Source organism: Flavobacterium nackdongense, assembly GCF_004355225.1.
GTDB lineage: Bacteria > Bacteroidota > Bacteroidia > Flavobacteriales > Flavobacteriaceae > Flavobacterium > Flavobacterium nackdongense.
This window is the reverse complement of record NZ_CP037933.1, coordinates 2,262,004-2,284,264: the sequence shown is the minus strand read 5'-3', so window position 1 is coordinate 2,284,264 and position 22,261 is coordinate 2,262,004. Positions and strand designations below refer to the sequence as shown.

The following is a 22,261-nucleotide window of genomic DNA, read 5'->3' as shown; positions in this document are numbered from 1 at the left end:
AATCTAAACTTTAAGGCATAAATCTTTTGGGGCATAAAAAATTTGTATTTTTGCACAATGGAAACAAATAGACAGAAAAAAATAGGAGGCGTTATTCAAAAAGATTTGGTCGACATTCTTCAAGGTGAGGTGAGAAAAAACAGAGTGGCCAATTTGATAATTTCGGTATCTAAGGTTAGTGTAACTACAGATTTATCGGTAGCAACCGTATATTTAAGCATTTTTCCACAAGAAAAAGCCCAAGAAACTTTAGCCGGAATAAAGGCCAATTCTAAATTAATAAAACACGATTTGTCTCAAAGAGTGCGCCTGCAATTGCGTAAAGTCCCGAATTTGGTTTTCTTTTTAGACGATTCTTTAGATTATATCGAAAAAATAGATAATGCGCTTTCTAACAAAGAAAATCCCATTGAAAATCGTGATCTTTTAGACAAACGCAAGTTTCAATAAAAATTGAATTTCTCCCTCTACATAGCCAAACGTTATATTTTTAGCAGCAGTAAAAACAATGCTATCAATATTATCAATCGCATTGCCAGCATGGGAATCATCGTAGGTGCGATGGCGTTGTTCGTGGTATTATCTGTCTTTAGCGGATTGAAAGTTTTTAGTCTTTCGTTCTCGAATGATATCGACCCGGATTTAAAAATCAGCAGCACTTTAGGAAAATCTTTTCTAATTTCACCAACCCAAGAAACGCAAATTAAGAACATTGGAGGGATTGCTTCGTACAGTAAAATAATCGAAGAACGGGTTTTATTCACTTTCGACGGCAAACAAGAAGTTACCTATTTGAAGGGGGTCGATGCGAATTACAACAAGGTGAATGCCATAAAAAAAACGCTGTATAATGGCGAATGGTTACAACCAGACACCTACGAAGTTGTAGCGGGTTACGGAATCGCTACTGCTTTTTCGATGGGATTGCTGGATTATAATAATTCACTGGAAGTTTTAGTGCCAAAACCAGGCAAAGGAGCAATAGAAAATCCTGAAGATGCTTTCAACAAAGTAACCGTGATTCCTGTTGGAATTTATGCCATCAGCGAAGATTTAGATTCTAAATACGTCTTTGCAGATTTGGGATTGGCACAAGAATTACTGGAATATAAACCCAACCAAATTTCGGGGATAGAGTTAAAGATGAAGAAAGACGCCAATGAAACAGTCGTCAGTAATTCATTACAAACTATTTTTGACAACAAAATTACAGTCAAGAACAGAGCTCAACTTAACGAATCCTTGTATAAAATGTTGAATACCGAAAATCTTGCGGTTTATTTGATATTTACCTTGGTCATCGTAATTGCGCTTTTCAACCTGATTGGTGCATTAATTATGATGATTTTAGACAAGAAAGGAAACCTAAAAACACTACTCAATCTTGGAACCGAAATCAAAGATTTGCGCAAAATATTCCTCCTGCAAGGCACGTTATTGAGTGTTTTTGGTGGAATTATTGGATTGCTTTTAGGAATTGCAATCGTCTTGCTACAGCAACATTTCGAATTGATAATGATTACACCAACACTGGCTTATCCAGTGATTTTTTCTATCGAAAACGTATTGATTGTTTTGGCAACCATTGTCACGCTTGGCTTCATTGCTTCGTTGATTGCCAGTAGCAGAGTGAGTAAGAAATTGTTGGATTAAAACTGAATACAATCCAGCCTTAGAAAATAACCAATCCAATGGCTCTTGTAGTAGAGTAAGAGTTCCATTTGAATGACAAATTTTGTAGCAACGGATTTTAATCCTTTGAAATGTAGGTAAAATGATTTTTATACCAGTTCATATCCGACATACGCTTCCTCAATCTCATTCAAATGAACAAATAATTCTTCGGGTTTATCGAGCGTTACCAGCTTTTGTCTAAAAGTTTTAAAAGAATGAATTCCTTTAAAATAATTCGTATAATGCGGACGGGTTTCTACAATTCCGAGTCGTTCGCCCTTCCAATCCATTGCCCAAGTTAGGTGATTCCGAACGGCTTCGACTCTATCGGAAACAGTTGGTTTGGCCAAATGTTCGCCTGTGTTGAAGTAATGTTTGATTTCGTTGAAAATCCAAGGATAACCAATGGCGGCGCGACCTATCATAATGCCGTCTATTCCGTATTTGTTTTTATATTCCAATGCTTTTTCAGGAGAATCAATGTCGCCGTTCCCGAAAATAGGCATCGTGATTCTAGGGTTGTTTTTCACTCTAGCAATGTGCGACCAATCGGAATGGCCTTTGTACATTTGGGCACGAGTTCTAGCGTGAATACTCAAAGCGGCAACACCAATGTCTTGCAAACGCTCGGCAACTTCATCAATATTGATGGAATCATCGTCCCAACCCAAACGGGTTTTTACGGTAACCGGCAAATGCGTGCTATCGATAACGGCTTGCGTTAAGCGAATCATTAAATCGACATCTTTTAGAACTCCTGCACCTGCTCCTTTGCAAACTACTTTTTTTACTGGGCAGCCAAAATTAATATCAATTATGTCCGGGTTTACTGTGGAAACTATTTTTGAACTAAGCGCCATCGCTTCTTCATCTCCTCCGAAAATCTGGATTCCAACCGGCCTTTCGTAATCGAAAATGTCTAATTTCATTCGGCTTTTGATGGCGTCACGAATTAATCCTTCAGAGGAAATAAATTCGGAATACATCAAATCGGCGCCGTGCATTTTGCACAATCTACGGAATGGTGGATCGCTCACATCTTCCATAGGTGCTAGAAGTAACGGAAAGTCAGGGAGTTCTATGTTGCCAATTTTTATCAAGACTAATTTTTTTGCAAAGATAGTTAAGATTCATTAGTAATAAAATTTAATATTGGGAATGCTATTGTAACCATTTTAAAGTTATTTTTACAAAAACTTCATTATGCTTTTTCAGTTTGGTTTTTATAGTTCGCTCTTGCTTATTTCTTTTTCACAGGGAATCATTTATGGTGTATTATTGTTGGTAAAAGCGGTTAAAACTGAAAACAAATCCAACTATTGGCTCAGCCTTTTTATTTTTTTATGTAGTTCATACATTGCACCTTGGATGCTTGGTTTTGCCGGTTGGTATGACAATCAACCGTATCGAGATTTCCTGTTTTATACCCCTTTTCAGCATTTATTCCTGATTGGGCCTATTATTTTTTTTTACACTCAAAGTTTGTTAAATCCTTCTTTTAAATTTACAAAAAAGGAAGCGTTTCATTTAATTCCCGGATGCGCCTACCTTTTATACAGCCTAATAATTTGGGTGTATGACAAATTCATTTTTGGCGATTATTACTTCTATAAGGACGGCGCAGATAAAGATTTTGCAAATTGGTACCAAAATCTTGGATTGTTGTCTATGATTATTTATTTTGTTCTGAGTATTCGGTATTACAACATTTACAAAAAACTAATATTTCAGGTGGTGAGTTTTGCAGATGCTATTTTGTTTAAATGGGTAAAAACCTATTTAATTGCTTTTTTGGTGATGCTACTTTTGCCAATTGTTTTTGATATTATTGGATTAGTGTATCCAGAAATCCAGTCGTATCAGGGAAGTTGGTGGTTTTTTCTCCTTTTTTCGATTGTAATGTATTACATAGCGATTACAGGTTATTCCAATCCTATAAACTCAACAATTCCTTTCAAAATGTCATTTTTTGATAAGAATCCTATTGTACTATTGAATGAAAATCAAACCAATCCATCAGAAAGTATAATTGATATTGAACACGAGGTTTTTGAAGAAACAAATTCGCCCGAAATCACTTATTGGAAATCGAAAATTGAAATCGCAATCCAAGGTGAAAAACTGTTCGAAAATCCCGAATTGACTCTTACTGATGTTGCGAAAAAATTAGAAACCAACGCAGCGGTCATTTCCAAAACAATCAACCAAGGTTTTCAAATGAATTTTAATGATTGTATCAATAATTATCGGACTGAAGCGGTCAAAATCAAATTTGCCAACGGCGAGCACAAAAAATCTACCTTATTAGGAATTGCTTTTGACTGCGGATTTAATTCAAAAGCTACTTTTAACCGTGCTTTCAAAAAAAACACAGGAAAAACGCCAAAAGAATTCTTAGAATCACTGTAATACTAGTAAAAACAATACTTCACAGAAACTATACAATTGGTCTCAAATCATAATTTGAAGCGATTGGTAGCGGTCAATTGCCCAATTTTGCCCTGTTATTAATCATTAAAATTCAAATTATGAAAACAATTATTGCCGCTTTGGCTCTCTTAATTTTGACCACTTCTTGTGGTGTTTTTGGCTCTTTAAATTCAAATACATCCATTAAACCTAAGGAAACTTTTGTTTTAGGAAACAACAAACACGGTAGTTTTAAAACACGGTTAAAAAATGAAGGGGTAACAACCTTAAAAATTTATAAAGCACCAATTGATGGCGGAACTCATTCCCCTATCTTGATAAAACCGCAAGAATCTATAACCGTTAAAACAGAAAAAAACGCCGCCTTAATTATAGAAAATACAGGAGATGAATATGCCTCTGTAACATTGAAAGTAAAAGGCGATTTGAATTTAGGTATGACTTATAAGTAATCCAAACAAATAGTAATAATCAAATAAAAACAGCATTATGACAAAATTAATTATCGCAATAGTATTGACATTATCATCAATTTTTGCAAACGCACAACTTAAAGGTTCTGGTAAAATTATCAGCAAAACCTACAACTACAAGAACTTCGACAAAGTCAGTTTTGAAGATTTAGACGGTAAAATCGAAGTCGAAATTGGAAAACCTTGGAGTATTACTGTAACCATCGATGAGAACCTCGAAAATCTATTAACTTTTACCGAAAATCAATCTGAAATGGAATTAAAAGTTCGGTTTAAAGAAAACAAGAACAATAAAATGTATATTGAAGAGACAAATTTCAAAATCAAAATAACGATGCCCGAAGCCAGTGTTATAAAAAATACTGGGAATAGTGATATGGTAGTCAAAAATGTTTTTGGCCGCTACTTTAGATTAGAAAATACTGGAAATGGCGATAGTAAAATTAGCGGAACAATAGATTCTTTAGATATTAACAAAACCGGAAATGGCGATGTAAATACCGAAAATTTAATAGCAAAAAAAGCAACTTTAAAAAGTACCGGAAACGGAAATCTAATTGTAAATGTTTCTGAGGAACTTTCGGCAAAACTTACTGGAAATGGAGATATCATCAACAAAGGAAAAGCCAAATTTGATGCCAATTCTAAAAAATCAGGCAACGGAGATTTAATCGTAAACTAGAACTTCAAACACACTTAAAACTATTAATTATGACGATTTTACAAAAAATAACAAAACCAATTCTTTTGCCTCATTGGGCGCAAGATTTAATTTTAATGATTCCAAGAGTTGTTTGCAGCTACCTTTTAAGCGTTGAATTTGGATCGCCAAAATTTGGGTTGCCGTGGTCCAATCCAGATTATGGATTAGGATTATTTGAAGTCGCCTTCTGGTTTCCAGAAGATGTCGCTCAATATGGCGGAATTTTTGCAATTTTCCCGGGGTTTTTCGCTTGGATGGGTGCTTTTTCTGAGGGTTTTGGCGGAATTATGCTAGCCTTGGGAATACAAACTCGAATCGCATCTTTTCTCATTCTATGCACAATGCTAGTGGCTATTTTTATGCAACAAATTCAAAATGGCTTATGGAATTGTTTGCCCGCAATGGGTTTCCTCTGGATTGGGGTCTTCTATTTGATTGTAGGATCAGGAAGATTTGGAATTGATTATTTACTAACTAAAAATAGATTTTAAAATGAAATTCTTAACTATCATCGCCGCCGCAACTTTTTTATTCTTTGCTACAAGTTGTGTACAAAAAACAAAAAAGCGAACTGTGGTCTATACTGTTGATGTATCAAAAGTAAATAATGTCGAAAAAGTAGGTATTCGCGGTTGGGATGCTCCTTTGTCCTGGAACGAAGATTTTCCTATGAAAAAAACTACCAAATCGCATATTTACCAAGTTGCCATAACAAGCAATACCGGCAGAATTTGCACACAATTTAAGTTTGCTGTAAATGATATTATTGAAGAGGGTGAAAACCGAAAAATCTATTTCGATGCTAAAAAAGATACCACTTATGTTTCCTTGACCTTTGGCAAAAAGGAGTGAAACTATTCAACGGAATCGGAACACCTCTTGTATTGAAACAAGGCATAACCTCCTAAAATCAACTCACCCGCTGTTCCTACTATAAAAATGGGCGTAGGTAATCCGTCAATTATCATAGCGATAATACGCCCAAATGCAAGACCTAACATAAAAATCATATTCGAAATTGTAGCAATTTTCCAAAAAGCAGACTTCAAAATTCCAATCGTCCATAGCGTTGCAAAAGCGAAATACAAACCCATTATAGCCTTAAAAATGGAATGTTCGTCAAAAGATGAAATTTCGACATCAAATAGGAGGCTGGGATGAAATCCGTAAACCATCGCTATTGCAAAAACAATAAGGGCGGAAATAATAAGATGCAACTGTATAAAAATCATCGCTGTAGTAATCTAAAAAAGATTTAAAATCTAAATGTATCAAAAAATAGCATTCACGAACCAAAATATTTAAAATTTAGGACAGGAATCATTCTTAAAATTTGACTCTAAAAAAAGAGTATCCGCAAAAACTTCGGCTAATAATATAAACTTTGCGTTATATTTGCAACCTAAATGCAGTAGCATTGGCTAAAATTACAGGAAAAGAGAATGAAAAACATACGGAATTTTTGCATTATTGCACACATTGATCACGGAAAGAGTACGCTTGCTGATCGACTTCTTGGCGCTACACAAACTGTAACGGCTCGTGAGGAAAAGGCACAATTGCTGGATAATATGGACCTGGAACGCGAACGTGGGATTACCATAAAGAGTCACGCGATTCAGATGGAATACAAATACAAAGGCGAGGAATACATCCTCAATTTGATTGATACTCCGGGTCACGTTGATTTTTCGTATGAAGTTTCCCGTTCGATTGCGGCTTGCGAAGGGGCGCTTTTGATTGTGGATGCAGCGCAAAGCATTCAGGCACAAACCATTTCGAATTTGTATTTGGCTTTGGAAAACGACTTAGAAATTATTCCTATTCTGAACAAAGTCGATTTACCAAGTGCTAATCCAGAGGAAGTAAGCGACGATATTGTCGATTTATTAGGATGCAAAATCGATGAAATCATTCACGCTTCGGGAAAAACAGGCTTGGGTGTCGAAAATATTTTGGCAGCTATTATTGAAAGGATTCCTCCCCCAAAAGGCAATGTTGATGAACCGTTGCAAGCTTTGATATTTGACTCGCATTACAATCCTTTTCGCGGAATTGAAGTTATTTTCCGTGTAAAAAACGGCGAAATCAAAAAAGGTCAGAAAATAAAATTTATGGCCACCGACAATGAATATTTTGCCGACGAAGTGGGGACATTGAAATTGAATCAGGTGCCAAAAAATGTGATATCTGCTGGTGATGTGGGCTATTTGATTTCAGGTATTAAAGAAGCGAAAGAAGTAAAAGTTGGTGATACCATTACCGATGCTAAAACGCCAACCACCAATATGATTCAGGGTTTTGAAGATGTGAAACCAATGGTATTTGCCGGAATTTATCCTGTAGATACGGATGATTTTGAAGAGTTGAGAAACTCCATGGAAAAACTCCAATTGAATGATGCTTCCTTAGTATTTACAGCCGAAAGTTCGGCCGCTTTAGGTTTTGGTTTCCGTTGCGGATTCTTAGGAATGTTGCATATGGAAATCATCCAAGAACGATTGGAACGTGAGTTCGATATGACCGTAATTACTACCGTTCCCAACGTTTCCTATCTGGCGTATACCAAAAAAGAACCAGAAAAATCTTTTGTCGTAAACAACCCATCGGATTTGCCAGAACCTTCAAAACTAGATCGAGTTGAAGAACCATACATCAAGGCTACAATCATCACAAAATCAGATTTTGTGGGGAACGTAATGTCTTTGTGTATTGAAAAACGCGGACTAATTACCAACCAAACCTACCTAACAACGGAAAGAGTAGAGTTAAATTTCGATATGCCACTAGCCGAAATTGTATTCGATTTTTACGACCGTTTGAAAACCGTTTCCAAAGGATATGCTTCCTTTGACTATTCTCCTATTGGAATGCGAACTTCCAAATTGGTGAAACTTGATGTGCTATTAAATTCGCAATCGGTTGATGCGCTTTCGGCTTTAATTCACGAAAGTAATGCCTATGATATCGGTAAAAAAATGTGCGAGAAATTGCGACAATTAATTCCAAGACAACAATTTGATATTCCGATTCAGGCAGCAATCGGAGCCAAAATCATCGCCCGTGAAACCATAAAAGCACTTCGTAAAGACGTTACTGCCAAATGTTATGGTGGAGATATCTCGCGTAAACGTAAATTATTGGAAAAACAGAAAAAAGGAAAAAAACGGATGAGACTGGTTGGAAATGTTGAAATTCCACAAGAAGCATTTATGGCTGTTTTGAAGTTGAATGATTAGAAAAAGTGTCAGTATCGGATTGTAAAAGTTGTTATCTAAATTCAAAAAATGGATTTTATTAGACTTGAATCACAGTTAAAAGAACGATTACAATTTCCCTATTTTTGGGGTAGAAAACAATCAGACGATTGGGATGCCAAAACAAATTTCATTTATTCAACCTATACTTTCGAAAAGTTAATTGAGGTTACGTCAAATTTTACCCAAGATGAAAAAAATTATTCCTTCAACCGATGGTATAATTTTTGGTCCGCAATGGCAGTTGAAAAAATGTTTTCTTTGCATAAAAAGGTGGCGCCTAACCTAAATAAATATGACAAATTAATCGATTTTTCTATCAACAAAATTTCCTTTGACCATAAAACCTCGATATTCCCAAAAGGGTTCAATAAACCGATTGATTATGCCAAAAAAAATCCATCTGAACTAATAACTTGGCTGTATCTGAACCAAAGCCAAGACGGAAGAAAACATCTTGAAAATAGATTGTTCCTTGTGATGTATGATCAAAACGGGGCGCATTGGAAATTAAAATCGGAACTGGGATTAATTAAAAATAAAATCGATGAGTATATGGCTCAATTCGATGAAAATAACCTTATTTCTATCACATTAGAAAGTAAAAAAATCATATCCGACATCATTTGGATAGAAAATGAATAATGAATTATATAGGCTCAAAACAAAAACTTTCTTCATTCATTTCAACCACAGTAAATTCAACTGTTGGCGGTGATTTATCACAAAAAACGTTTTGCGATTTGTTCGCGGGAACCGGTATTGTAGGTCGAAGCTTCAAGAAAGACGTCAAGAAAGTAATCAGTAATGACCTAGAATACTACAGTTTTGTGCTGAACAAAAATTATATCGAAAACCACGAATCATTCGATTACTCTGCTTTGATTGAAGAATTGAATGCATTACAGGGTGTTGAAGGTTTTGTTTTTAATGAATATTCTGAAAACGGAACATCAAAAAGATTGTACTATTCTGAAAATAACGGAAAAAAAATTGATGCCATTCGTCAAAAAATTGAATATTGGAAAACTTCAAATCAAATCCATTCGAATGTATATTATTTTCTTTTAGCTTCTTTGTTAGAAAGTGCCGACAAAGTCGCTAATACTGCTTCGGTTTATGGCGCCTACTTGAAACACATTAAAAAATCAGCACAAAAAGAATTGATTTTAGAGCCTGCATTGTTCGAAATTAATGCCAACAAACACGAAGTTTATAATGAAGATAGCAATGCTTTAATCCAAAAAATAGAAGGCGATATTCTGTATTTAGACCCACCTTACAATGCGCGTCAGTACGGGGCTAATTATCATATTTTGAATACTATAGCAAAATATGATTCCTTTATTCCAAGAGGGAAAACTGGTTTGCGCGAATACAACCGGTCGAATTATTGCAGCAAGTCTCAAGTGAAAAAATCATTTGAAGATTTAATAAAAAACGCTTCTTTTCGCTATACTTTTCTAAGTTACAATAACGAAGGCCTCATGTCTGCAGAGGAAATTAGAAACATAATGTCGAAATATGGCCAATATGATTTGGCTACAACCGATTACCAAAGATTTAAAGCCGACAAAACCGAAAATCGTAATCATATTGCCAACAGCACCACTGAATTTCTACATATTTTAGAAAAAAGCTAAGACCAAAAAATGGGTTTGATAGATCGAAAAGTGTTTGTGTATGTATTAAGTTTTTGGATTAAAGAGAATTAGGTAGTAAGATTATAAAATGGTGATGAAAATTATTAGTTTATTTTGTTTGTGGTATTATGTTTTCACTAACTTTGTTTTTATGGAAACAATTAAACTGAACATCGATTTGAATGTCAATCAATTGATTGAAGCTGTGAAACAACTTTCGCCTAAAGATCGATTGAAAGTGAATGATGCCATTTGGAATGATACTATGGAAATACCCGTTGAACATCAACGAATTGTTTTAGACCGGATGGCAAAAGCAAAAACCAATCCTGAAAGACTTTTAGATTGGGACGAGGTATCAAAAGGGCTTTAAAACTTGAGATTTCATTTTAAAATAGATACGGATGCTTTAAATGACATCGAAGAAACATTCGAATGGTATGAAATGCAGTCGAAAGGATTGGGGTTGCGTTACAAGAATCAAGTGAAAAAGCAAATTAATGCTTTGAAAAAAAATCCATATCTCTTTAGTATAAAATACAACCAAATTCGGTGTAGAAAAATTGAAAAATTTCCATTCTTGATTCATTTTTTAATCAATGAAAACACAAAATTTGTTACTGTTTTTGCCGTTTTTCACACTTCAAGAAATCCAGAAATTTGGAATAATAGACGCTAATAATGCAAACTTTAGCGGCGTAAATTATCAGTTTATAATTTAAAAATTTACCTTCTCTTATTTGTACCTTTGCAAAACTCAATAATAAAACTACAATGATAGAAGATAAATCACCGCAACGCACAAGTATCGCTCAACTTGGAGAATTTGGATTAATTGACCATTTGACTAAAAACTTTCAAATTAACCAATCTTCGACATTCAAAGGGATTGGCGATGATGCAGCTATATTGGATTTCAAGGACAAAAAAGTAGTAGTTTCTACTGATATTTTAGTCGAAGGTGTCCATTTTGATTTGAGTTATATGCCTTTAAAGCATTTGGGATATAAAGCCGTTGTAGTCAATGTGTCCGACATTTGTGCAATGAATGCCAAAGCGACACAAATTCTAGTTACGATAGCTGTTTCCAACCGGTTTCCACTTGAGGCTCTAGAAGAATTGTTCGAAGGAATTACACTCGCAGCCAATGAATATAAGGTAGATGTTATAGGTGGTGACACCACTTCTTCTCAAAAGGGAATGATCATCAGCGTCACTGTTATTGGCGAAGCAGACGAGAATGAACTTGTCTATAGAAACGGAGCTGGACAAACCGATTTACTCGTTGTCACAGGGGATATCGGCGCAGCCTATATGGGATTGCAAGTATTGGAGCGCGAGAAACAAGTTTTTCAGGTAAACCCTAATTCGCAACCTGATCTGGATGCGTATGCTTATTTAATAGAGCGCCAACTGAAGCCTGAGGCTCGAAAAGACATTCGGACATTATTACACGCCTTAGAAATAAAACCAAGCGCGATGATTGATATTTCGGATGGATTGTCGTCGGAAATTATGCATTTGTGTAAACAATCGAATGTAGGTTGCAATTTATATGAAGACAAATTACCACTTGACCCTCAATTTATGAATGTTTGTGAAGAATTCAATCTTGATGCCACAACCGTAGCCATCAACGGTGGCGAAGATTATGAATTGCTCTTTACCATAAAAATGGAAGATTTCGAAAAAATAAAAGGAAATCCAAACTTTACCATTATTGGTCATATGACTCAAGAAAGCGAAGGAATCCATTTGGTAACTCGCGCCAATACCCGAATTCCTTTGAAAGCTCGTGGCTGGAATGCTTTGAGTGAAGAATAAAAAAAACGGCTTCTAAAATGCCGTTTTTTGGTTAATTTTATAAATACTAAAACAATATACCTCTGTCTTTAGCTTCTCGCACTAAGCCAATATCGGTTTCGTCTTTTGTATTTAGTAATTTTTTCAAATTCATTTTTCTTTTTTCGATGGCGCTCAACGAAATGGGGATGTATTGCGGAATATCTTTGGTTTTTGTTCCTTTAGACAGATGAAAAAGAATTTGTTTATCAAAAAGATCAATTTCAATTGTTTCAAATTCGGACTGATCGAGCATTTTTTGGATGGATTGGCTGTAATAAATTTCATTATTGATCACCTTGTTAAAGCCAAAAAGAAGTTCGTCGAAAGTCAAATCATTTTTGATAACTAATCCAAGTGGATTTATTGCCTCTATTATCGTTCTGATTTTGAGCAATTCGGTGTACATTGTGAGCAAAATAATTTTGCAATTGGGCATGTATTCATTCAATAATTTAGCTAAATCTTCGCCTGAAAAAATACCTTTTTCATCATAAGAAGGCATGCTAATATCTAAAAAAGCGATGTCAAAAGCCCTTGTTTCTGGGTTTGTTATGACATTATACCCTGATTCGCAATCTTTTGCTTCGGTAATGAAAAACTCATATTCCTTAGGATTGTATCGGGTAATCGCATTTTTGTACCCCTGAATTATAAATGGGTGATCATCTACAATCAATATGTTGTTTTTGATTGTTTCTATTTCAGTAGTTGAATCCAATGTCATTGTATTGTGATTTATGATTTTTTAATGGGTACGGCGACCATAATTTTTGTTCCCTCTCCTTTTTTTGATTGAATTTCAAAAGTACCTTCGCATTCATTTATTCTAGAAAGCATGTTTTGCAGCCCGATTCCCTTTTTCTTCTTTTTTACATTAAATCCAACACCGTCATCGCTAATATGCAAAAACAATTCGTTATTTCCTTTTTTAAATTCAACTTTTATGTTGCGAGCGTTAGCATACTTATTGATGTTCTGAATGGATTCCTGAACCACACGGTATAAATTGATTTTGATCGCGTTACTCATCAAATCCCATTTGATAGTGGAATCAATTGAGGAAACCAATTTTGCCTTGAACGTCTTTTTTTGTTCTTCGAGTAGTTTTTCTACTATGGCCACGAAGTTATTAATTAAATCCGATTTTTCCCTACTCAAATCATGTGAAATTTCGCGGATATCTTGTTCGATATTTTTCAATTCCGTTAAGTAGCTGTCTCTCTGCTCTGACGCAAGCTCATCATTGAATTTATTCAAACTGTCTAAGTTCATTCGAACCCCAAACATTCTGCCCAAAACCCCATCGTGCAATTCTTGCGCCACACGTTTTTTCTCAATCACCCGAATAGTTTCAACATCATTTTGTTGCGAAATCATCAAATTATAGATTTCCTCGTTAGCCTTTTGTTGCTCTTGCTTGTATAATAATTCTCTGTTTTTGGCCTTTTGTGCTTTGATGATATACAAAAACAAGCCTAATATTAAGATGCCGCCAAAAATATAAACCAAGTTCCGGTTTTGAACCGTCAAATCCGTGTTTTCTTGTTTGATTTCATCGGTTTCATATTCAATACGTGAAAATTTATCTGCAATTTTTCGGTCTGCTTTTTGTAAACTATCGTTAATATGAATGTATTCTTTGTTGTATTCTGTTGCTTTTGTTGGTTCTATGATTGCCAATTGCTTGAGTGGCAATAAATAATTTCTTTTGTTTTTTGAGTTTTTTGCAGTTATCATTGCCTCGTTTGAATATTTCGACGCTTTTACCTTATCCCCTTGGGCAGCAAAGTACTCAGATAAACGTATTTGATTAACAATAATACCTGTAGTTAACTTCAAGCTATCTCTTAGTCGTAAAGATTCGTAAAAAAGACCAGGTAGTCCTTTTTTTTCTTTTAACTTAAAGCGAGAATAGCCTAAATTATCTAATAGCATAGCATATAATGGTGGTTTGTATAGTAAAATGTCTTGTTTTTGTTTTAGACCTTCTTCAAAATAGGGTATGGCTTGCTTGTCTTTGTTGAGATTCTGATAAACTAAACCTAAATTATTCAAGGATGTGGCTCTAGATTGGAACTCTATGGGGGTAGGGGCTTTATCTAGTCCTTGTAACGCTTTGTTATGGTATTCAATCGCTTTGGCAAATTCTCCAAGTTCATTGTATATTAATCCTAGAAGGTTATTGGATTCATAAACAATATCATTTGCTGTTTCTCCTTTGATAGCTTTTAAAGCTTTAAAAACAGAGATTTCACTACCTAGTAGGTCACTTTCATTAAATTGAAGTAAAGCTATATTTAGTCGAGTTCTGGAAGCGTTGTAATTTTCTTTGAGATTAAGATACTGTTTCTCTGATTTAAAATAATTTACAAAGGCTGAGTCGGAAACTCCTTGGGAACCATAATAATCACCTAAGTAACTATAAGCTTTGGCCATACTAAGGCTGTCCCTACTAATTTTTGCCTTTTGCAAAACAATGTTGGCAATTTCACGGTATTTATTCCAATCGTTTAAGTTATAATACCGATTGGCTATTCTAAACAAATTGGTTCTTTGTAAAGAATCGTTATCCTGCTCGATAACTATATTGAAGGCTTTTTGTATGTATTCCTGTCTCTTCTTTGTAGTAGCGCCAAAATCATTTGCTTTGGTGAGGTAGCTAGAAAGACTATCCTCTGGGGAATTTGAAAGTGAATTAACTGCACTTTTCTTGGTACATCCAAGAACTGTCAGTAGAGAAATTATTATTATGTAATAGTTTTTTTTCAATTAGTATTTTTGAGTATTGTCAAAAATACTAAATAAAACATATAAACATAAAAAAAGGTTATCAATAATTTTGACAACCTTTAAATATATAGTAGAAATTAAAAGAACGTTAATTTAATGTTCTAGTTAAAAAATTAATCTAATCTTACATTTCCTCCAGCCATTCCTGAACCAACAGCATCTAGTCTTACATTGCCTCCAGCCATTCCTGAACCAACAGCATCTAGTCTTACATTGCCTCCAGCCATTCCTGAACCAACAGCATCCAGTCTTACATTGCCTCCAGCCATTCCTGAACCAACAGCGTCAGTTTTTGTTTCAGGTGTTGTGAAAGACGTTAATATCATTACCAAAATTAGTAGTCCGCTTGTTAAAATTGATTTTTTCATAATGTGGGGTTTTTATATTGTTAATAAGGTTTTACTTAGTTGTGTGTCCAATGACTACCACTGGATCACGGTGTAAAACTACATAGCATATTTGTATTAACGCACTGAAAACGGGCGTTTATGGTAGAATGCGTTCGTTTGATAGTGAATGACCCTCAAATTTGGGTGGATGAATATTTCTTATATTTCCAAATAATTGCCATTGGCAAAATCCGAGATAATGGCATCGATGTTTTCCTTGTAAGATTTAGAAAACGGGATTTTTGTAGTAGTGTTTTTGATATAGCAGACGGCATTTCCGGTATGAATTCTAGAAATGTAACTGCTATTTACAATATAACTGTTGTGAATTCTTGCAAATGGAGCCGATAAAATGCCTTCAAAATGTTTCAATGTTTTGAAAGCGGTAACCATTTCACCCGTATTTAAGTGAATATCCGTTGAGTTATTATCGGCTTGGAAATAGCAAATGTCTCTTGCGTCGATGTACCGATAGTCGCCGTAGGATTTGATACATAGAATAAGTGGTTGTTCTGAGATGGGAACGAGCCTCTGTTTTGGAATATGTAGAATGGTATCTTCTTCAGACGATGACTCTTCGTCAGGACTATTAGTTGTTTCAAGATCGGCTGGTTCTTCGAAAGTAGATGTTTCAAGAGCAGTTGTTTCTTCAGGAATGGGAGCTGTCTCCTCCTGTTTGTCTTCTTCAAAATTATTTAGAGGTAGTTCTGGTTTTGGAACAGTTGGCTCGTTGAATATTTGTTTTTCAACTACGAAAGAAGAAGGCTCTTCGTCAACTGTTTTTTTTATTTTTAAAATAAATTTTATAAAATCGATTCTTTGCACCGGTTTAATCAAATAATCCGCTACTTCATACTGTATAGCGTCAAAAGCTAGTTCTTTTTTAGAAGTGGTAATAATTACTTTCGGAACAACCTTAAGATACCGATACAACTCGTTGATGAGCGCCAATGACAGGTTAGTCGATGTATCGGCTGGATCAATTTCGAGGAAAATTAATTTGGGATTGTGTTCTAGAATTAGATGGAGACCATCGGCATAGTTATTGGCCGAAGCTACAAAGACAAGCTCCGAAAAACCATCAGCAATCGCTTTAGTTTTCAAAACACTTTCTTGATTGTCGTCAATAATAATGTACGGAAAATTCATCAATGTTTTGTCCTAATTCGTTAGGCATAACATTAGATTCTCGAAGAATACACTTCAAATTATTAAGTATTTCTGGTAGTTTTGGGGAAACTAGTTCAATAGAATCTCATATTTTTTCTTAAAAAAACCCTATTTAACAAGCTAAAAATAAGCATTTACCTCTTTTTCTATTTAAGTTGTTAATATTTTATTAACAAATGTTAACAGAATTGGATGAAGTGCAAATAAATCCGATAAAGTACACAAACTCCGTTGATGTAGTTGCTATTTATTAATATGTTAAAATTCATATTTTAATGTAGAAATCATAATATTATATGTAAAATCTGAACAATTTCATTTAAATTTGAAAACAAATTAAAATCAATCAAAAAATATGAAAAAATTATTAGTAGTACTTAGTTTGTCTTTTTTTACAATTGGTTATAGCCAAGAAAAGCCAAAAGCTGATTTTCCTAAAAATGAAATCAAAGGCAATGCCTTATTCTTAGTCGCGGGTGCCTTTGAGGCCACTTATGAACGAATTATTAATGAGGAAACTAGTTTTGGTGCTTCTGTTTTTTTAGCAATTACAGAAGATTTTGACACTAAATTTGCTTTGACACCTTACTATCGCTTCTACTTTGGCCAAAAACCGGCAGCTGGATTTTTTGTGGAAGGTTTTGGAACTTTAAATTCATATGAGGATTCTTTTTACACGGGCGAAAATAGTTCTTATAATTATTATAAAGAAGTTTCCAGAACTGATTTTGCCCTAGGATTTGGTTTAGGTTCTAAGTGGATCACCAAAAGTGGATTCTTGTTTGAAATAAATGCTGGTGTGGGTCGAAATTTATTCAATAGTAGCGATACTGATCACGAAATTGTTGGTCGAGGGGGAATTACATTAGGTTATAGATTTAACTAAAAAATGCTCCATTTTAGGTGAAGCATCTTTCGAATTAAGTATACATAAGACCTCAAAGGTTTCAAAAACCTTTGAGGTCTATTTTTTAAACTACATCTTCATTAACCAATTTTTCATCGAAACTTCATTTTCGATGATTGATTTCAAGTCGGTAATCGCCACGCGATCTTGTTTCATTGAATCCCTATGACGAATTGTTACCGTTTGATCTTCGATAGTTTGATGATCGACAGTAATGCAGAAAGGAGTTCCCAAAGCATCTTGTCTTCTGTAACGTCGTCCTACGGCATCTTTTTCGTCATACGCTACATTGAAATCCCAACGTAAATCATCGATGATTTTATGAGCGATTTCAGGCAATCCATCTTTTTTAACTAATGGTAAAATAGCTGCTTTTGTTGGTGCTAAAACGGCTGGTAATTTCAGAACCGTTCTTGTTGAACCATCCTCTAAAGTTTCTTCTTTTAAGGAAGTGGCAAAAATCGCCAAGAACATTCTATCTAGTCCTACAGATGTTTCCACCACATAAGGAACATAATTTTGATTCAATTCAGCATCGAAATATTGTAATTTTCTGCCTGAATATTGTTCGTGCGCTTTCAAATCGAAATCGGTACGAGAGTGAATTCCTTCTAATTCTTTGAAACCAAAAGGGAAATCGAATTCGATATCAGCAGCTGCATTCGCGTAATGCGCCAGTTTTTCGTGATCGTGAAAACGGTATTTTTCTTTTCCTAAACCTAGAGACAAATGCCAATTCAAACGTGCGTTTTTCCAATGTTCGTACCATTGCATTTCTTTTCCAGGTTGCACAAAAAATTGCATTTCCATTTGTTCGAATTCACGCATACGGAAAATGAACTGTCTAGCTACGATTTCATTTCTAAACGCTTTTCCAGTTTGTGCAATACCAAAAGGAACTTTCATTCTTCCTGATTTTTGAACGTTTAAGAAATTTACAAAAATTCCTTGAGCTGTTTCCGGACGCAAGTACAAATCCATTGCGGTATCGGCAGAAGCGCCTAGTTTGGTACCAAACATCAAGTTAAATTGACGCACTTCGGTCCAATTTCTAGAACCGGATTCTGGACAAGCTATTTCTAATTCTTCGATTAAGGCTTTTACATCTTCCAAATCACCAGCTCCTAAAGAACGGCCCATTCTTTCGAGGATTTCTCTTTCTTTGGCTAAATATTCAACCACTCTTGCATTGGTGGTGATGAATTCTTGTTCATTGAAAGCGTCTCCAAAACGAACTTTCGCTTTTTCGATTTCTTTTTTAGCTTTTAGATTTAGCTTTTCGGCATAATCTTCAATCAAAACATCGGCTCTGTATCTTCTTTTGGAATCTTTATTATCGATTAAAGGATCGTTGAAAGCATCGACGTGACCTGAAGCTTTCCAAGTCGTGGGATGCATCAAAATTGCCGCGTCAAGGCCAACGATGTTATCGTTCATTTGAACCATCGCTTTCCACCAATATTCGCGTATGTTCTTTTTTAATTCTACTCCGTTTTGTGCATAATCATAGACTGCACTTAAACCATCGTAAATTTCGCTTGACGGAAAAATAAATCCGTATTCTTTTGCGTGCGAAATCACATTCTTAAATAAATCTTCTTGTTTTGCCATAGTGGTGCAAAAATATAAAAAGTGAACTTAAAAAAAGAAACATTTTTGAAGTTTGAAGCATCGATTTTGCTATTTTTATAAATAATATCTCTAATTTATGTTGCAAAGCCTAATCAATCTCTTTTTTCCGCCAGTTTGTGCTGGATGTCATTCGTTTTTGGTGTCGAATGAAAAAGTGATTTGCACGGTTTGCCGACATAATATTCCGTTGACGAATCATCATTTGAATCCTGAAAATGAGGCTTTCAAAAAATTTTATGGTAGAATTCCAGTTGAACACACCTCTGCATTATTGTATTTTCATCAAAAAGGAATCGTTCAAGAATTAATTCATAACCTGAAATATAAAGGTCAAGAGCAGATTGGTACTGTTTTGGGTGAATGGTATGCTGAAGATTTGAAAAATTTGGAAATCATGCAATCGGTAGATGAAATTATTCCTGTGCCTTTGCACAAACGAAAGTTGAGAGAACGGGGTTATAATCAGGTTACCAATTTTGGAAAAACGCTTTCCGTTGCTTTGGATATTCCATTTGATTCCAATATATTGGTTCGAAATGTATATTCGAAAACCCAATCCAAGAAAAATTTATTGAATAGAAGTGAAGGTATAGACACTATATTCGATGTTGTTTTCACCGAAAAAGACCACAATAAACATTTCCTCTTGATTGACGATGTGCTCACGACTGGTTCGACTTTGGAAGCTTGTTCGCACGCCTTATTGAAAATTCCCGGTGCACGAATTAGTATTGTTTGTATGGCAATGGCGCATAGCTAAGTTTCTATAAATCTCAGCCCTGTCAGGGTTTTGAACCCTGACAGGGTTAAAGCGGCTAATAATTTCATAAAAATTTCAATTACAGCGAATATAATTGTTATTTTGTAGTTTCTAAATATTCTTGCATTATGTTGAAAAACAACTCTAAATATTTTCTATTTCTATTCGTATTAATTATGGCAAGTTGTGCTAAAAGAGGTAGCATTACGGGCGGTTCGAAAGATACACTAGCTCCGATTTTGAAGGCCAGTTTTCCTAAAAACTTCAGCACCAACTTCAAAGGAAGCGAAATCAAATTGACTTTTGACGAATTTGTCAAGTTGAAAGATATAAAGAAGCAGTTAATTATTTCGCCGCCGATGAAGAACGAGCCACTAATTTTACCCACGACTGCAAGTAAAACTATAACGGTGAAAATAAACGACACTTTGCAGCCCAACACTACGTATAGCTTCAATTTTGGGCAAAGTATAGAAGACAACAACGAAGGAAATCCTTATAATCAGTTTAAATATGTGTTTTCTACTGGCAGTATTATCGATTCGTTAACTATTACTGGAACGGTAAAAGATGCCTATACAAAAGATGTGGAATCCTTCGTTTCGGTGATGCTGTATGAGGTTAATGATAAATTTAATGATTCGGTGGTTTACAAAGAATCGCCAAGATATATTACCAACACGCTAGACAGTTTGAAGATTTTTAAATTAGAGAATTTAAAAGTCGGAAAATACCTGCTTGTAGCGATGAAGGATTACGGTTCTAATAATAAATTTAATCCTAACAAAGACAAAATAGGATTTAAGAAGCAGTTTATTACCATTCCGAATGATACTGTTTTTGAACTGAAATTATTCAAAGAAGTGCCTCCTTTTAAAGCCCAAAAACCTTTTCAAATATCAGGAAACAGAATCATTGTTCCTTATGAAGGAAAGGCAAATGGAATTAAATTAGCGTTAAAAAATAAAAACGCCGATTTGTCAACAATTGTGACCCAGTTTCCCAAAAAGGATTCGCTACAAATTTGGATTAAGCCTGCGAAAACCGATTCTCTGTCATTGGCAATTTCAAAAGAAAAATACGCTAAGAATTTTAGCTTTAAAATCAAAGAACAGAAAAAAGACAGCTTGAATATTACCACTACGCAAAATAGTAATGTTAGTTTTAGGAGTAAATTTATTTTAGAAAGTGCAACCCCGTTGGTAAAAATTGACAATTCCAAAATGAAACTCATTACTAAAGATTCAACGGCGGTGGCTTTCACGACCAAATACGATGAATTTAATCAACAGCTACAATTTGATTTTAAAAAAGAGTTTTCAGAAAACTATACGATTATAATGATGCCCGGCGCAGTGACGGATTATTTGGATCAATCGAACAAAAAGAATTCCTTTAGTTTGAACACTAAAAGTGTCGAAGAATATGGCAATCTGAAAGTGAGTTTGCAAAACGTAAAACGTTTTCCTGTATTGATTCAGTTGACCAACAAGACCGGCGAAGTTTTAGCAACAGAATATAGCGAAAGCAATACAAAAGTCGAATTTAGCTTGATTGACCCATCGCTTTTTTCTCTTAGAGCAATTTATGACGACAATAAAAATAAGGAATGGGATTCAGGAAATTTCCTAGCGAAACGGCAGGCCGAAGAAATAATTTATTTTTCGAAGGAAATAGATGTTCGCGCTAATTGGGATGTAGAACAAGTTTTTGATTTAAGTATTCCGTATAGTCCGGAACCTATAAAAAAGGTGAAGCCTAAGAAAGACCTGAAAAAAAAATCTAGATCAAGTTTTTAGTTCAAAGGAATCTTTGTCGTTAAGGAAGTCTAGTTTGTTTCTGGTTTCTTGCAATTTTTCTTTATTTAATGTTACGATGAAAATTCCATCGGTTTCTTGTGGTTTGAGAACGTCATTTCCAAGAAAATCAACAACTTGTGAATGTCCATTGTATTCATAATTGTTATCGTCAAAACCCGTTCTGTTTACCCCGATAGTATAACACATATTTTCGACCGAGCGTGCTTTGAGTAAAATATCCCAGGCATTCACGCGAGGTTTTGGCCAATTGGCAACATATAGCAATAGATCATAATGTTCGACATTTCGTGCAAAAACAGGAAAACGCAAATCATAGCAAACCAGCGGACAAATTTTCCAGCCGAGATATTCCACAATTAATTTTTGCTTGCCTGAAGTATAGACTTGGTTTTCGCCCGCTAAGGTAAACAGGTGTCTTTTGTCATAAAATTTGATCTCTCCTGACGGAAAAACAAAAACCAATCTGTTGTAGAAATTATTAGTTTCCTTCATAATCAAACTCCCCGTAATCGCGCTATTCTTGGCTTTCGCCAACGATTGCATCCACGAAACAGTTTCGCCTTCCATTGTATCAAAAACAAGCTCAGGATTCATTGTAAATCCGGTGGTGAACATTTCGGGAAGTACAATCAAATCGACATTTTCAGCAATGGTGTTGATTTTTTCTTCGAAAAGATTTCGGTTGGCTTTTGGGTTTTCCCAAGTTAAGTTGGATTGGATTAAGGCTACTTTCATTTTATAAAATTACTAAAAAATGGCACACAGATG

24 protein-coding genes are annotated in these 22,261 nt (G+C 34.9%); 16 read left to right on the top strand and 8 right to left on the bottom strand.

Going from position 1 to position 22,261, the window contains the following annotated elements; translation table 11 throughout:
- Positions 1 to 57 precede the first annotated feature (57 nt).
- Positions 58 to 450 (top strand): 30S ribosome-binding factor RbfA, encoded by a 393-nt coding sequence (rbfA, locus tag E1750_RS09780; protein WP_133276598.1) that lies wholly within the window; start codon positions 58 to 60, stop codon positions 448 to 450.
- A 3-nt stretch (positions 451 to 453) separates the two neighbouring features.
- Positions 454 to 1,653, top strand: coding sequence for an ABC transporter permease (locus tag E1750_RS09775; RefSeq protein WP_133276597.1), 1,200 nt, complete (start codon positions 454 to 456; stop codon positions 1,651 to 1,653).
- Between the two features lie 128 nt (positions 1,654 to 1,781).
- On the opposite strand, the gene dusB is transcribed toward E1750_RS09775, so the two are convergent.
- Positions 1,782 to 2,774 carry a tRNA dihydrouridine synthase DusB gene (gene dusB / locus E1750_RS09770; RefSeq protein WP_133276596.1) on the bottom strand — a complete coding sequence of 331 codons (993 nt, stop codon included), beginning with the start codon at positions 2,772 to 2,774 and terminating at the stop codon, positions 1,782 to 1,784.
- Positions 2,775 to 2,877: 103 nt separating this feature from the next.
- On the opposite strand from dusB, the gene E1750_RS09765 reads away from it, so the two are divergent.
- From E1750_RS09765 to E1750_RS09745, 5 genes are all read left to right on the top strand, one after another.
- Positions 2,878 to 4,083 (top strand): helix-turn-helix domain-containing protein, encoded by a 1,206-nt coding sequence (locus tag E1750_RS09765; protein ID WP_133276595.1) that lies wholly within the window; start codon positions 2,878 to 2,880, stop codon positions 4,081 to 4,083.
- 119 nt (positions 4,084 to 4,202) lie between these two features.
- Positions 4,203 to 4,556 carry a hypothetical protein gene (locus E1750_RS09760; protein ID WP_133276594.1) on the top strand — a complete coding sequence of 118 codons (354 nt, stop codon included), beginning with the start codon at positions 4,203 to 4,205 and terminating at the stop codon, positions 4,554 to 4,556.
- 37 nt (positions 4,557 to 4,593) lie between these two features.
- A complete protein-coding gene (locus E1750_RS09755) occupies positions 4,594 to 5,259 on the top strand; it encodes a GIN domain-containing protein (RefSeq protein WP_133276593.1) in 666 nt (221 codons plus the stop codon).
- A 29-nt stretch (positions 5,260 to 5,288) separates the two neighbouring features.
- The gene (locus E1750_RS09750; RefSeq protein ID WP_133276592.1) at positions 5,289 to 5,771 is read left to right on the top strand and encodes a DoxX family protein; all 483 of its coding nucleotides are present in this window, start codon (positions 5,289 to 5,291) and stop codon (positions 5,769 to 5,771) included.
- Position 5,772: 1 nt separating this feature from the next.
- Complete coding sequence (locus tag E1750_RS09745) at positions 5,773 to 6,132, top strand: hypothetical protein (protein WP_133276591.1); 360 nt, start codon at positions 5,773 to 5,775, stop codon at positions 6,130 to 6,132.
- A gap of 2 nt (positions 6,133 to 6,134) precedes the next feature.
- On the opposite strand, the gene E1750_RS09740 is transcribed toward E1750_RS09745, so the two are convergent.
- A complete protein-coding gene (locus tag E1750_RS09740; protein WP_133276590.1) occupies positions 6,135 to 6,512 on the bottom strand; it encodes a DUF4345 domain-containing protein in 378 nt (125 codons plus the stop codon).
- A gap of 210 nt (positions 6,513 to 6,722) precedes the next feature.
- On the opposite strand from E1750_RS09740, the gene lepA reads away from it, so the two are divergent.
- The 6 genes from lepA (at position 6,723) to thiL (ending at position 12,004) form a co-directional block, all read left to right on the top strand.
- Positions 6,723 to 8,519 (top strand): translation elongation factor 4, encoded by a 1,797-nt coding sequence (gene lepA, locus E1750_RS09735; RefSeq protein ID WP_133276589.1) that lies wholly within the window; start codon positions 6,723 to 6,725, stop codon positions 8,517 to 8,519.
- 48 nt (positions 8,520 to 8,567) lie between these two features.
- Positions 8,568 to 9,182 carry a hypothetical protein gene (locus E1750_RS09730; protein ID WP_133276588.1) on the top strand — a complete coding sequence of 205 codons (615 nt, stop codon included), beginning with the start codon at positions 8,568 to 8,570 and terminating at the stop codon, positions 9,180 to 9,182.
- Positions 9,182 to 10,180 carry a DNA adenine methylase gene (locus tag E1750_RS09725; RefSeq protein WP_133276587.1) on the top strand — a complete coding sequence of 333 codons (999 nt, stop codon included), beginning with the start codon at positions 9,182 to 9,184 and terminating at the stop codon, positions 10,178 to 10,180. The genes E1750_RS09730 and E1750_RS09725 overlap by 1 nt, the downstream gene beginning before the upstream one ends.
- A 151-nt stretch (positions 10,181 to 10,331) precedes the next feature.
- Positions 10,332 to 10,553, top strand: a complete 222-nt coding sequence (locus E1750_RS09720) for an addiction module protein (protein ID WP_165698030.1) — start codon at positions 10,332 to 10,334, stop codon at positions 10,551 to 10,553.
- A 3-nt stretch (positions 10,554 to 10,556) separates the two neighbouring features.
- Complete coding sequence (locus E1750_RS09715; protein WP_133276585.1) at positions 10,557 to 10,859, top strand: type II toxin-antitoxin system RelE/ParE family toxin; 303 nt, start codon at positions 10,557 to 10,559, stop codon at positions 10,857 to 10,859.
- A gap of 95 nt (positions 10,860 to 10,954) precedes the next feature.
- Positions 10,955 to 12,004 carry a thiamine-phosphate kinase gene (thiL, locus tag E1750_RS09710; RefSeq protein WP_133276584.1) on the top strand — a complete coding sequence of 350 codons (1,050 nt, stop codon included), beginning with the start codon at positions 10,955 to 10,957 and terminating at the stop codon, positions 12,002 to 12,004.
- A gap of 46 nt (positions 12,005 to 12,050) precedes the next feature.
- Here the strand turns inward: thiL and E1750_RS09705 are convergent, their stop codons facing one another.
- From E1750_RS09705 to E1750_RS17930, 4 genes are all read right to left on the bottom strand, one after another.
- Entirely contained in the window at positions 12,051 to 12,749 is a 699-nt protein-coding gene (locus tag E1750_RS09705; RefSeq protein WP_133276583.1) for a response regulator, read from the bottom strand.
- Between the two features lie 11 nt (positions 12,750 to 12,760).
- Positions 12,761 to 14,794: an ATP-binding protein gene (locus E1750_RS09700; protein WP_227873868.1), complete on the bottom strand. Its 2,034-nt coding sequence runs from the start codon at positions 14,792 to 14,794 to the stop codon at positions 12,761 to 12,763.
- A gap of 134 nt (positions 14,795 to 14,928) precedes the next feature.
- Positions 14,929 to 15,183 carry a 3-oxoacyl-ACP reductase gene (locus tag E1750_RS09695; RefSeq protein WP_133276582.1) on the bottom strand — a complete coding sequence of 85 codons (255 nt, stop codon included), beginning with the start codon at positions 15,181 to 15,183 and terminating at the stop codon, positions 14,929 to 14,931.
- 180 nt (positions 15,184 to 15,363) lie between these two features.
- Entirely contained in the window at positions 15,364 to 16,353 is a 990-nt protein-coding gene (locus E1750_RS17930) for a LytR/AlgR family response regulator transcription factor (protein ID WP_227873867.1), read from the bottom strand.
- A 376-nt stretch (positions 16,354 to 16,729) separates the two neighbouring features.
- Here E1750_RS17930 and E1750_RS09680 point away from each other — a divergent pair, with 376 nt between their 5' ends.
- Positions 16,730 to 17,260, top strand: coding sequence for a DUF3575 domain-containing protein (locus E1750_RS09680; protein WP_133276581.1), 531 nt, complete (start codon positions 16,730 to 16,732; stop codon positions 17,258 to 17,260).
- Between the two features lie 90 nt (positions 17,261 to 17,350).
- Here E1750_RS09680 and E1750_RS09675 read toward each other — a convergent pair whose 3' ends face one another.
- A complete protein-coding gene (locus tag E1750_RS09675) occupies positions 17,351 to 18,892 on the bottom strand; it encodes a glycine--tRNA ligase (RefSeq protein WP_133276580.1) in 1,542 nt (513 codons plus the stop codon).
- Positions 18,893 to 18,989: 97 nt separating this feature from the next.
- On the opposite strand from E1750_RS09675, the gene E1750_RS09670 reads away from it, so the two are divergent.
- Both E1750_RS09670 and E1750_RS09665 read left to right on the top strand, forming a co-directional pair.
- Positions 18,990 to 19,673: a ComF family protein gene (locus E1750_RS09670; RefSeq protein ID WP_133276579.1), complete on the top strand. Its 684-nt coding sequence runs from the start codon at positions 18,990 to 18,992 to the stop codon at positions 19,671 to 19,673.
- Between the two features lie 128 nt (positions 19,674 to 19,801).
- Positions 19,802 to 21,472 (top strand): Ig-like domain-containing protein, encoded by a 1,671-nt coding sequence (locus tag E1750_RS09665; RefSeq protein ID WP_133276578.1) that lies wholly within the window; start codon positions 19,802 to 19,804, stop codon positions 21,470 to 21,472.
- On the opposite strand, the gene E1750_RS09660 is transcribed toward E1750_RS09665, so the two are convergent.
- Positions 21,461 to 22,228: an amidohydrolase gene (locus E1750_RS09660; protein ID WP_133276577.1), complete on the bottom strand. Its 768-nt coding sequence runs from the start codon at positions 22,226 to 22,228 to the stop codon at positions 21,461 to 21,463. The two genes, E1750_RS09665 and E1750_RS09660, sit on opposite strands and share 12 nt — an antisense overlap.
- Positions 22,229 to 22,261 lie beyond the last annotated feature (33 nt).

Excerpts from the sequence above, each read along its gene's own strand:
- rbfA (WP_133276598.1), top strand. The coding sequence starts at position 58 with ATGGAAACAAATAGACAGAAAAAAATAGGAGGCGTTATTCAAAAAGAT.
- E1750_RS09765 (WP_133276595.1), top strand. The coding sequence starts at position 2,878 with ATGCTTTTTCAGTTTGGTTTTTATAGTTCGCTCTTGCTTATTTCTTTT.
- E1750_RS09760 (WP_133276594.1), top strand. The coding sequence starts at position 4,203 with ATGAAAACAATTATTGCCGCTTTGGCTCTCTTAATTTTGACCACTTCT.
- E1750_RS09755 (WP_133276593.1), top strand. The coding sequence starts at position 4,594 with ATGACAAAATTAATTATCGCAATAGTATTGACATTATCATCAATTTTT.
- E1750_RS09750 (WP_133276592.1), top strand. The coding sequence starts at position 5,289 with ATGACGATTTTACAAAAAATAACAAAACCAATTCTTTTGCCTCATTGG.
- E1750_RS09745 (WP_133276591.1), top strand. The coding sequence starts at position 5,773 with ATGAAATTCTTAACTATCATCGCCGCCGCAACTTTTTTATTCTTTGCT.
- E1750_RS09740 (WP_133276590.1), bottom strand. The coding sequence starts at position 6,512 with ATGATTTTTATACAGTTGCATCTTATTATTTCCGCCCTTATTGTTTTT.
- lepA (WP_133276589.1), top strand. The coding sequence starts at position 6,723 with ATGAAAAACATACGGAATTTTTGCATTATTGCACACATTGATCACGGA.
- E1750_RS09730 (WP_133276588.1), top strand. The coding sequence starts at position 8,568 with ATGGATTTTATTAGACTTGAATCACAGTTAAAAGAACGATTACAATTT.
- E1750_RS09725 (WP_133276587.1), top strand. The coding sequence starts at position 9,182 with ATGAATTATATAGGCTCAAAACAAAAACTTTCTTCATTCATTTCAACC.
- E1750_RS09720 (WP_165698030.1), top strand. The coding sequence starts at position 10,332 with ATGGAAACAATTAAACTGAACATCGATTTGAATGTCAATCAATTGATT.
- thiL (WP_133276584.1), top strand. The coding sequence starts at position 10,955 with ATGATAGAAGATAAATCACCGCAACGCACAAGTATCGCTCAACTTGGA.
- E1750_RS09705 (WP_133276583.1), bottom strand. The coding sequence starts at position 12,749 with ATGACATTGGATTCAACTACTGAAATAGAAACAATCAAAAACAACATA.
- E1750_RS09695 (WP_133276582.1), bottom strand. The coding sequence starts at position 15,183 with ATGAAAAAATCAATTTTAACAAGCGGACTACTAATTTTGGTAATGATA.
- E1750_RS17930 (WP_227873867.1), bottom strand. The coding sequence starts at position 16,353 with ATGAATTTTCCGTACATTATTATTGACGACAATCAAGAAAGTGTTTTG.
- E1750_RS09680 (WP_133276581.1), top strand. The coding sequence starts at position 16,730 with ATGAAAAAATTATTAGTAGTACTTAGTTTGTCTTTTTTTACAATTGGT.
- E1750_RS09675 (WP_133276580.1), bottom strand. The coding sequence starts at position 18,892 with ATGGCAAAACAAGAAGATTTATTTAAGAATGTGATTTCGCACGCAAAA.
- E1750_RS09670 (WP_133276579.1), top strand. The coding sequence starts at position 18,990 with ATGTTGCAAAGCCTAATCAATCTCTTTTTTCCGCCAGTTTGTGCTGGA.
- E1750_RS09665 (WP_133276578.1), top strand. The coding sequence starts at position 19,802 with ATGTTGAAAAACAACTCTAAATATTTTCTATTTCTATTCGTATTAATT.
- E1750_RS09660 (WP_133276577.1), bottom strand. The coding sequence starts at position 22,228 with ATGAAAGTAGCCTTAATCCAATCCAACTTAACTTGGGAAAACCCAAAA.